This is a genomic window from Mitsuaria sp. TWR114, from assembly GCF_007997345.1.
On the sequence record NZ_VOSR01000231.1, the window covers coordinates 1 to 10,236 of the forward strand.

Below are 10,236 nucleotides of genomic sequence, written 5' to 3' on the forward strand. Positions count from 1 at the left end.
CCTACAACTGGCGCGACAAGTTCCTGGCCGCGGTCAACGACGGCAACCAGCTGGGCCGCTCGGCGCCGATCTTCACCGAGCCCTACTCGCAGGTGGACGTCAGCCTGGGCTACAACTTCAGCGAACGCCTGAGCCTGCAGGCCGAAGTCATCAACCTCGGCGATTCGGTCCTGCGCCAGCATGGCCGGACCAAGGAGGAGGTGTACGCGGTCACGCAGACGGGACGCCGCTATATGCTGGGCCTCCGCTACAAGTTCTGACCCCGCCGGGGGCGATGCCCGCATGAAGTCGATCCGAGAACTCCACGACCTGGTGCCGGGTCGGCTTCCTTCCCACCTGATCGAGGCCGCGCAGCCGGTGGTGCTGCGCGGCCTCGTGTCGCATTGGCCGATGGTGCGGGAGGCGCGGCGCTCCGACCGCGCCGCGGTCGACTACCTGCACGGCTACTGGCGCGGCGCGCCGGTGGCCATCATGACCGGCCCGCCGGAGATCGACGGCCGCATCTTCTACAACGACGACCTCACCGGCATGAATTTCGGCCGGGCCGACGCGCCGCTGCCGGCGCTGATGGAGGAACTGCTCCAACTCGCGGAGGTCGAGCGTCCGCCCTGCTACTACGTCGGCTCGACGACGGTCGACGAGTGCCTGCCCGGCTTTCGCGCGCACAACGACCTGGACCTGTCCTCGCTGGCGACCAGCGGCACGGCGGCACCGGAGGCGTTGGCCAGCGTCTGGCTGGGCAATCGCAGCCGCATCGCGCCGCACTACGACCTGCCCGACAACATCGCCTGCGTGGCGGCCGGCCATCGCCGCTTCACGCTGTTCCCGCCGGAGCAGTTGCCCAACCTGTACGTCGGTCCGATCGACTTCACGCCAGCCGGCCAGCCGGTGAGCCTGGTCGACCTGAAGCAGCCCGACTTCGAGCGCTTCCCGCGCTTCGCGACGGCGCTCGAGCACGCGCAGGTCGCCGAGCTCGAGCCGGGCGACGCGCTCTACATCCCCAGCATGTGGTGGCACCAGGTGGAGGCGCTGGACGCGTTCAACGTGCTGATCAACTACTGGTGGCGGCAGTCGCCGGCCCACATGGATCCACCGGTCTTCGCGCTGATGCTAGCGCTGCTGTCGCTGCGCGACCTGCCGACGCCGCAACGCCGCGCCTGGCAGGGGATCTTCGACCATTACGTGTTCAATGCCGACGGCCAGACCTCGGCCCACATCCCCGCGCATGCCCGCCATGCGCTGGCCCCGATCACCGCCGAGGGCGCCGGCCATCTGCGCGCCCACCTGATCCAGCGGCTCCGGCAGCGTTGAGCGACGCGTCCTTGCGGACGCCCGCATCGTCGCGCCGGAAGCCGCCCGACCCACGACATGGAGGAGACGCCATGAGCTTCACGCCCCCCGCCCCGTCCGTTCCCCGCTCGCCGGTGCGACGCGTCGTCATCGCCGGCGGCGGCACGGCCGGCTGGATGATGGCCGCCTGCATCGCCAAGCACCTGGGCAAGCAGCTGGACATCCGCCTGGTCGAGTCCGACGAGATCGGCACCGTCGGCGTCGGCGAGGCGACGATCCCGACGATGCTGACCTTCCACCAGTTGCTCGGACTGGACGAGCGGGAGTTCATGGCCGCGACGCAGGCCACCATCAAGCTGGGCATCCAGTTCGAGGGCTGGCGCGACCCCGACGCGCGCTACATCCACGCGTTCGGCAGCACCGGCATCGACCACTGGACCGCCGGCTTCCAGCACTTCTGGATGAAGGGCCGCGAGCGCGGCATGGCGTCGGACTACGGCGACTACTGCCTGGAACTGCGCGCGGCGCAGCAGCACCGCTTCGCGCATCTGCCGGGCGACGGCATCAACTACGCGTTCCACCTGGACGCATCGCTGTACGGAGCCTTCCTGCGCCGCTTCAGCGACGGCTTCGGCGTGCGCCGCATCGAGGGCCGTATCGCCGAGGTGCTGCTGCGGCCCGATGGCGACCTGCGCGCGCTGAAGCTGCAGGATGGGTCCGAGGTCGAAGGGGATCTCTTCATCGACTGCACCGGCATGCGCTCGGTGCTGCTGGGGCAGACGCTGGGCGTCGGCTACCAGGACTGGTCGCACTGGCTGCCCTGCGACAGCGCGATCGCGCTGCAGACCGCGTCGGTGCGGGACGCGGTGCCCTACACGCGCGCGATCGCGCATCCCTGGGGCTGGCAGTGGCAGATCCCGCTGCAGCACCGCGTCGGCAACGGCGTGGTCTTCAGCAGCCGCTACACCGACGACGAGACCGCGCGCGCGGCGCTGCTGGGCAACATCGAGGGCGAGGTGCTGACGCCGCATCGCGTGATCCGCTTCAAGCCGGGCCAGCGCGACGTGGTGTGGCAGCGCAACTGCGTCGCCGTGGGCCTGGCCAGCGGCTTCCTGGAGCCGCTGGAGTCCACCAGCATCCACCTGATCCAGCGCAGCGCGATCCGGCTGCTGCAGATGTTCCCGAAGGACGGGATCCGGCAGTCCGACGTCGACGAGTACAACGCCCAGATGCGGCATGAGCTGGAGCACATCCGCGACTTCATCGTGCTGCATTACCACCTGCAGCAGCGGACCGATTCGCCGATGTGGCGCGACCTGCGCGAGATGTCGGTGCCGGCGTCGCTGCAGCACCGGCTGGACCTGTTCCGCGAGAGCGGCCGGGTGTTCCGCGGGCCGAATGAGCTGTTCACCGAGAACTCGTGGATCCAGGTGATGCTGGGCCAGGGCCTGATGCCCGAGCAGCATCACCCGACGGCCGACCTGATGAGCGACCGCGAGCTGGCCGGCTTCCTGGGCGGGATCAAGGCGCGCATCGACCAGACGGTGCAGCAGATGCCGGGGCATCAGCAGTACATCGCGCGTTATGCGCCGGGGACGCAGTGGCAGATGCCGCAGGTGCCGCAGGCGCCGGTGACGGTCTGAGCGCGCGGTGCGCTCCGGACGACGGATGCGCCCACGCGGGAAGCGGTCTAAGCTGCGGCCCTTGGGAGGAACCCAGGAGGACCCATGCCCGACCGCGCCGACGCCAGCTCCGATGACTTCGTCTGTGTCGCCACGCGCGACTCGCCCATCGAGGCCCACCTGCTGATGGGCGTGCTCCGGTCCGCCGCGCTCACGCCGCACCTGGCGGACGAGCACATGGTGCAGAACTACTCGCTGCTCTCGCCGGCCGTCGGCGGCGTGCGCGTGCTGGTGCCGGCCTCCCAGCTCGCCGCCGCGCGCGCGACGATCGCCGATTTCGAGGCGGGGGCGTTCCGGTTGGAGGAGTAGCCGGCGGCCCTGTTCGGCCTCACCCGAACACGGCGTACTTCGCCTGGAGCGCCCAGCGCTTGAAGTCGCTCATCCTTCCCTCGAGCATGCCGATGATGCCAAGCAGCACTGGCAAGGTGATCGTGACGTTGATGCTCATGAAAGGCTGCAGGGTGGCCAACGCCGTGTCGTAGAGCACCCGCTCGGCGGCGCCGCCGGCGTTGTTCTGCAGCATGTCCACCGTGCCACCGGTGGTGCCGCCTCCGACCGGGTTCATCGTCACGCCGCCGACGCCGATGAGCGCGTCGCGATAACGCACATGCTCAGGGACCACGGTCGCATCGAGGACATTGTTGTTGGCGGTCAGCGGCACGTTGTTGAGCTGGCGCAGGTGCTTGGCCGCTTGCGCGTTCTGGAGGGCCGGGTTCTGGCCCACCGCCTCGGCGAGCATTTCCATGGTCATCTTGAGGACCTGAGACCCGGCCGGATGCATCTCGACCGTGCCGGCCGGGCCACCTGCGGCCTGCCTGGCCTGCAGGGTGTCGCGCACCTCCCAGAGCGTCATCAGGAAGTTCTGCATCAGCTCGCCGGCGAGGTTGGCGCCCGCCGCGATGTGCAGATCGGCGATATTGGGCCCGGCCGTGTAGCCGGCCATGACGCCACCCCGGTTCTTGCTCTGGCGTGGCACGGTTGTGAGGTTGAACATCCCTTGCAGGACCGCACCGTGCGGGCCCATGCGCCCGCCAGACAGGGTGCGCGGTGCGGGTCCAACCCGATGTCGGCAGGCAGCGCCGAAAGCAGCGTCGATGGCCTGACGCTGGGACACCATGCGAGGCGACTGGTGAACCAGCGAGGTTCGCGAGGCGCCGTCCATGGCATCGCCACGATGCGCGGCGGCCGCGGGCTGGCGTTGCATCACCCTGGGCCGGGAGTCATGAGCTTTCATCGTGGGCTTCCTCCATGCTGTCGCGCAGCGTGATTGCTGGCCGATGAGGGAGGACGATAGTCAGCACGCCACGGCTTGCCTATCAGCAGAATGCTGAGGCGGCGGTTGTATCCGCCCTCACTGTTTGGCGACCCCAAACAGTGATTGTGCGAGTCGCTGGTTTATCGGCGGGCGGCGAATTTCTACAGTGAGCACATCGCAATTCGTGCTTCAAAGGAATGCCGGTCATGTTCACTCGAGATGTCGTCTCCCCGCCCGATCGTCACGCGCTCTATGAGCTGCACCGCTACTCCCCCGCCATTCGCGCCAATGGGCTGCTGTTCGTGTCCGGCCAGGTCGGCAGCCGCGCCGATGGATCGCCCGAGCCGGACCGGGACGAGCAGGTCCGACTCGCGTTCAGGAACCTCAACGCCATCCTGGCGGCGGCGGGCTGCAGCTTCCGCGACGTCATCGACGTGACCGTCTTCATGGTGGATCCCCACACCCACTTCGAGCGCGCCTGGGCCGTCGCCGCCGAGTTCTGGGGCGAGGCGCCCTATCCGACCGCCACCGCCATCGGCGTGACCTGGCTGTCCGGGTTCCAGTTCGAGATCAAGGTCATCGCGAAGCTGCCGGATGGCCCGGCGGCCTGACAGCCATGATGCTTCGATCCATCGCGCGATGTTAGTCGGGGCGCCGAATGCGGCCGCCCCGATCCGCGAGTCTCCCGGCCGCGCGAGCGAAGACGTCAGGGGCGGAGGGCATCGACTCGTTGCGCCGTGGGATGATCCCGCACCGCCGCGACCGACGGCGGCAGGTCATTCCTCACTCTCTCATCCGCCGCACCCATGCCGACTTCTCCCGAACTCCTCGATCGCCTGGTCAACAACGACGATCCGGACGCCAAGGTGTTGGCGCAGATGGTTGAACTCGGCGCGGATCTGTCCTTGCCACATGTCCCCGAATTCGCCTTCGATGCCGCCGAAGAAGCCGCCGCGATGTCGATCGCGCATGCCTTGGCCGAATTGGATTTCGATGTGCGGATCTTCGGTCCGGAAGACGATGCGCCGACCTGGCAGGTGGTCGCCGCTCGCCGCATGATTCCGGACCTGGATGCGCTCATGGCGTTGTCGGCGCAATTCGAGGCGCTCGCGAAAACCCATGGCGTGGTCTACGACGGATGGGGCGCGGAGATCGTCGACTGACGAGTCGTCGTCAATCCCCTGACGCCTCATCCCGCGTGTTCACTTCACCGTGTAGCTCTGCAGCGCCGTGTCGTAGGCGCCATTGCGGGCCGGGTCCCAGTAAGTGAAGTTGAATCGCACGACATCGCCCTGCTTCAGCCCGGTGACCGTGTAGGCATTGCCGCTGCCTTCCTTCAGCATCCGCACATTCATCTGGCCGCCGCCGTTGACCGTGTAATGCACGTCGGCCCAGGTGCCGGTCGGCTCCGTGAACTTGACCGTGGTCGCCGACGGCTGGGTGATGCCGGCCGGCGTCGGCGGCTCCTGGGTCGTCGTGCCGGACTCCCACACCACGTCATCGATCGCGAACTGGAAAGCCGAGGTCGGCAGCCGGTTGTTGTCGCCCGAGAACATGAAGATGTCGGCGATCGATTGCAGCGCGACCTTCGGTCCGATGAGCGTCGAGACGGGAACGGTCGCCGTCGCCCATTCGCCATTGCGCACCAGGCCGAATGCCGTCGTATTGGCTGGGAAGTTCACCCAGTTCTGATTGGTGTAGGTGTCGCCAATGCCGATGTTGAAGGACACGTTGGCCGGGATCTTGATCCGGAACTTCAGCTGGCCATTGCGGTAGTTGGTGAGGTCGCGGACCTGGCGGGACTGGATGCCGCCGCCGAACCACTGTCCCGGCGTGTTGTAGCTCCACGCGATCACATTGCCGCCTTCATACGGCAGCGTGTTGCCGGCCGCGGTCGACGCGCCATTCCACAGGAAGATGTCGGACGTGCTGCCGGCGACCAGCTTGTTGTTGACCACCGTGTTGTCGGTGAACACGCCGAATTTGCCGGCGACTTCCGGCACCACCTGGTTGCCCAGCTTCACCTCTCCCTTGCCGTCGAGTTCATACACCCGGATGTAGTCGACGTACATCGTGGCGGGCAGTGGCGCGTTCACCTGCGAGGGCGTCGCCGCATCGGTGAAGTTGCCCCCCACCGCCATGTTCAGCAGCAGATAGAACGGCGCCTGCAAGGCCGTCGAGTTCACCGGCAACGGCGCGTCGTACATGTCGTGTTCACCGTCGTTGTCGACGACGGTGAATCGCATCTGGCTTTCGGTCCAGTAGAAGCGGTATTTGACGAAGCGATTCGCCAATGAGGCCTGCGGCTTGTACCAGTTCTTGGTCTGCCAGGCGGTGGAGGCGGCACACGACTCATTGCCCGCCACGCAGGCGGCCTGCGACCAGGTGATCACGTTGGCGCCGACGAAATGGTCGGGCGAAGGCGCGCCCGCCGCGGCCCAGGCCGAGGCGCGATGGCCCAGCTCGGCGATGTCGATCTCGCCCTTGCGCGGCCAGACCTGCGGACTGGTTCCCAGCAGCCAGGCGGCCGGCCACAGCCCGGTGGTGACCTGCGGCGTGGCCATGCGGATCTCGATCATTCCGTACTGCACCTGCACCTTGCCGTAGGAATCGACCTTTCCGGAGGTGAACTCATTGCTGCCGATGGTCTGCCGCAGCGCGCGGATCGCCAGGGCGCGCGTGCCGGCTTCAAAGGGCACGTCGGCGATCGAGAGGTTGTTGGGGCTGTAGTACTCGAGCTCGGCATTGCCGTAGCCGCACAGGTTGATCTGGCAGCCATTGCCGTCATAGGGCGTCCAGACACTGGTGTTCAACGACGCGCCGTTGAATTCCTCGGACCACAACAGGCGGCCGATGGTCGGATTGGTGACGCCGGCAAACGCCGGCGCGGCGGCAGTCGCGCACAAGCCCAGGGCGACGGCGCGCAGCATCGGCGCGCCCATGCGGTTCGGAAATCCCATTCATGTCTCCAAGAGGTGTCGATGGTGTGCTGGAGGGCACCGATCGGCGCGATCCGGCCCGCGCTCTGCGGCGCGGGTCCAGGGTCGCGACTTCTCTCCGGCGGGACGCATCCTAGGCAATATCGGTCGATTGTGAAAGCGCTTTCACAACGAACGGGTTTTTGAATGCAACCGCCCGAAGCCTCGATCACTACGAGGCTCTGCCCATACCAAGGTTCAATGCCCAGGCAGCGATGAATTTGGTCTGATCCGTGGCACTGCCCCACTTGCCTGGAAGACCCACATGCATGCCCTCCGTCTCGCCTCGATGCTTCTCCTGGCTTCGCTCACTGCCAGCGCGCTCCCCGCCTTGGCCCAGGGCAAGCCACCGAAACCCGCCTCGCCGATCTACGGCGTGGTGCTGCCCGACGGCTATCGCCAATGGGAGATGGTGGGTGTCGCCACCGAGGACGCACCGCTCGACGAATTGCGCGCCGTGGTCGGCAATCCGATCGCGATGAAGGCCTATCGCCTGGGCCAGCTGCCGTTCCCTGACGGCGCCATGCTGGTCAAGCTGGCGTGGAAGCGGCAGCGCTCCACCGAGTTCCCCGCCGCGACGGTGCCGGGCGCGCCGACGACGGTGCAGGTGATGGTCAAGGATTCGAAGCGCTACGCCGACAGCGGCGGCTGGGGCTACGGCCGCTTCATCGACGGCAAGCCCGTCGACGCGGCCCAGCACCAGACCTGCTTCGCCTGCCACAACGCGCTCGTGAAGGCGCGCGACGATGTGTTCACGAAGCTCGCGCCCTGAGCGGCCTAGCCGTATACCGCGCGTCGCAGGTCGCGATGCAGGGCGTCGTCGAAGGGCAGCTTCTGGGCGAAGAACACCACCGCGAGCTGGTTCGCCGGGTCGATCCAGAACAGCGTCGACGCGGCACCGCCCCAGGAGAACTCACCCACCGCGCCGGGCGGCTCGTCCCTCAGCGGCGGCGCGATGCGCACGGAGCCGCCGAAGCCGAAGCCCAGCCCCGGGCTCGACAGGAAATGCCGCTGCGTGATCGCCGGGTCGAGGTGGTCGACCAGCATCAAACGCACCGTCGCCGGGCGCAGCACCCGCACGCCGTCGAGCTCGCCTTCGCCGAGCAGCATCCGGGCGAAGCGCAGGTAGTCGTCGATGGGACCGATCAGGCCGGCGCCGCCGCTGGCGAAGGTGAAGGGCTGATCGGGCTCGCGCTCCGGCTTGCCGTCGGCGGACAGTCGGTAGGTCGCGGCCATGCGGTCCTGCAGCGCGGCCGGCGCGGTCCAGTCGGTCTCCCGCAGGCCCAGTGGCTGCAGCACGTGTCGACGCACATGCGCATCGAAGGGCTCCTCCGCCAGCGCCTCCACCAGCCGGGCGAGGATGTCGGTCGAGGTGCCGTAGTGCCAGGCCGTGCCCGGCTCATGCCGCAGCGGCAGCGCGGCCACCGCGCGGCTGAAGGCGGCGAGGTCGGGCGAGCGCTCGAACGGGCTCGCGGCGCGGAAGGCCCGATCGGCGGCGCCGTCCTCCATCGCGTAGGTCAGCCCGGCGGTGTGCAGCAGCACGTCGCGCACGAGGAGGGTCCGCTCGGCCGGTCGCTCGCCGCGGCCATCGTCCGCATGGACCCGCATCGAGCTGAACTCCGGCAGGTAGAGCGCCAGCGGATCGTCCAGCCGGAACCGGCCCGCGTCCCACAGCCGCATGAGCGCGACCGACGCCACCGGCTTGGTCATCGACCAGATGCGCGCGAGCGTGTCGCGGGCCATCGGCCGCTTCGCTTCCACGTCGGCCAGGCCGTGGGCGCCGAAGTAGCGCTCCACGCCCGCTTGCCAGACCAGGGCCGACACGCCCGCCGCGCGGCCGTCGGCCACCATGCGGCGCAGCGTCTGGTCGATGCGCCGCGGCGAGAGTGCCGAGCCGGGAGCGCCCGGCGCCAGGCGCAGGACGGTCGCGCTGGCGCTGGCGCTGGCGGAGGGTGCGGGAGCGGCGGCCACCACGGCCGGTGCCGCCAGTGCCGCGCCCAGCACCAGGCGTCGGGAAGGAATTTGCGTCATGCGCGCGATGCTAGGGCCGTACCCGCGTGTAATCGCACCCGGTTCGCGGGACGCGGCCGCGCCAGCTACTTCGCCGCGTTCGGGAAGGCCGGCAGCTTGCCGATGTCGCGCGGGTCGTGCTGGATGATGACCGTCGCCTTCAGGTTCTTCTCGATCTCTTTCATGCGCTGGATCGACGCGAGCGTCTGCGCGCGATCGTCGTTGAAGCCGGGCACGCCGTCGTGCTCGTAGTTCTCATGGAAGTGGACCGCGTCGCCGCTCAGCAGCACCGGCCCCATCTCCTTGAGCCGCACCAGCAGCATCGAGTGGCCCGGCGTGTGCCCCGGCGCGCGCAGGATCATGACGCTGCCGTCGCCGAACACGTCCTTGTCCGCGCTCAGCGTCTCGACCTTGCGCTTCTCGGCGATCCATTCGGCGAAGCCCTTGACGTTGGCGCCGCTCATCGGCGGCGTGGCGGTGATGCCTTCCCAGTCGCCCTTGCCGATCAGCAGGGTCGCATTCCTGAGCGGCGCGAGCTGGCCGGTGTGGTCGGCGTGGAAGTGGCTGATGCCGACGTACTTCACCTCGCCGGGTTCGACCTTGATCTGCCGCAGCAGATCGGCCAGCGGCTTGTTGGTGGCGTTGGGCACCGAGCCCGGCAGATAGCCGGTGTCCCAGACCATCACGTCGTTGCCATGCCGGATGACGTAGCAGCTGAAGGTGAAGGGCTTGGTGGTCTCGGTGTAGGCGTAGGTGTCGCTGAAGCGTCGCGGGTCGTTGCTGCCGCTGCCGCAGTCCAGCCGCGTCAGGGTGAGGTCCTGGGCCGCGGCCGACAGGCTGAAGAGCGCGCCCACCTGGAGCGCCAACCAGAAGCGTGATGCCATCTCGACTCCTTGTCTGCGGGGGCGATGATAGCGACGACCGCGGCCCCGTGGGTCCCACCGGCGATCGATGTCCCCCGCGGCGCGAGCCGCCTCACTGCCCGAACTTGCGCTTGCGCGCGCCCTGGCCCTGGCCCTGG

11 protein-coding genes are annotated in these 10,236 nt (G+C 68.2%); 7 read left to right on the plus strand and 4 right to left on the minus strand.

Annotation, left to right across the window (positions count from 1 at the left end):
- From FUT87_RS10175 to FUT87_RS10190, 4 genes are all read left to right on the plus strand, one after another.
- Positions 1-260, plus strand: a 260-nt coding sequence (locus tag FUT87_RS10175; protein ID WP_147240943.1) for a TonB-dependent receptor, incomplete at its 5' end; no start/stop codon positions are given.
- Between the two features lie 22 nt (positions 261-282).
- Positions 283-1,311: a cupin-like domain-containing protein gene (locus FUT87_RS10180; protein WP_147240399.1), complete on the plus strand. Its 1,029-nt coding sequence runs from the start codon at positions 283-285 to the stop codon at positions 1,309-1,311.
- A 71-nt stretch (positions 1,312-1,382) separates the two neighbouring features.
- On the plus strand, positions 1,383-2,933 hold the full coding sequence (locus FUT87_RS10185; protein ID WP_147240398.1) for a tryptophan halogenase family protein: 1,551 nt from the start codon (positions 1,383-1,385) through the stop codon (positions 2,931-2,933).
- Between the two features lie 84 nt (positions 2,934-3,017).
- Positions 3,018-3,281, plus strand: a complete 264-nt coding sequence (locus tag FUT87_RS10190; protein WP_091720819.1) for a DUF2007 domain-containing protein — start codon at positions 3,018-3,020, stop codon at positions 3,279-3,281.
- 19 nt (positions 3,282-3,300) lie between these two features.
- On the opposite strand, the gene FUT87_RS10195 is transcribed toward FUT87_RS10190, so the two are convergent.
- Complete coding sequence (locus FUT87_RS10195; RefSeq protein ID WP_147240397.1) at positions 3,301-4,206, minus strand: hypothetical protein; 906 nt, start codon at positions 4,204-4,206, stop codon at positions 3,301-3,303.
- A 227-nt stretch (positions 4,207-4,433) separates the two neighbouring features.
- On the opposite strand from FUT87_RS10195, the gene FUT87_RS10200 reads away from it, so the two are divergent.
- Together FUT87_RS10200 and FUT87_RS10205 are read left to right on the plus strand one after the other, a co-directional pair.
- The gene (locus FUT87_RS10200; RefSeq protein WP_147240396.1) at positions 4,434-4,838 is read left to right on the plus strand and encodes a RidA family protein; all 405 of its coding nucleotides are present in this window, start codon (positions 4,434-4,436) and stop codon (positions 4,836-4,838) included.
- A 195-nt stretch (positions 4,839-5,033) separates the two neighbouring features.
- The gene (locus FUT87_RS10205) at positions 5,034-5,390 is read left to right on the plus strand and encodes a ribonuclease E inhibitor RraB (RefSeq protein ID WP_147240395.1); all 357 of its coding nucleotides are present in this window, start codon (positions 5,034-5,036) and stop codon (positions 5,388-5,390) included.
- A 39-nt stretch (positions 5,391-5,429) separates the two neighbouring features.
- Here the strand turns inward: FUT87_RS10205 and FUT87_RS10210 are convergent, their stop codons facing one another.
- Positions 5,430-7,187 carry a family 16 glycosylhydrolase gene (locus tag FUT87_RS10210; protein WP_255511688.1) on the minus strand — a complete coding sequence of 586 codons (1,758 nt, stop codon included), beginning with the start codon at positions 7,185-7,187 and terminating at the stop codon, positions 5,430-5,432.
- Positions 7,188-7,494: 307 nt separating this feature from the next.
- On the opposite strand from FUT87_RS10210, the gene FUT87_RS10215 reads away from it, so the two are divergent.
- Entirely contained in the window at positions 7,495-7,977 is a 483-nt protein-coding gene (locus FUT87_RS10215) for a cytochrome P460 family protein (RefSeq protein WP_255511691.1), read from the plus strand.
- A gap of 5 nt (positions 7,978-7,982) precedes the next feature.
- On the opposite strand, the gene FUT87_RS10220 is transcribed toward FUT87_RS10215, so the two are convergent.
- Together FUT87_RS10220 and FUT87_RS10225 are read right to left on the minus strand one after the other, a co-directional pair.
- On the minus strand, positions 7,983-9,236 hold the full coding sequence (locus FUT87_RS10220; RefSeq protein ID WP_147240944.1) for a serine hydrolase: 1,254 nt from the start codon (positions 9,234-9,236) through the stop codon (positions 7,983-7,985).
- A gap of 65 nt (positions 9,237-9,301) precedes the next feature.
- Entirely contained in the window at positions 9,302-10,099 is a 798-nt protein-coding gene (locus FUT87_RS10225; protein WP_147240945.1) for an N-acyl homoserine lactonase family protein, read from the minus strand.
- Positions 10,100-10,236 lie beyond the last annotated feature (137 nt).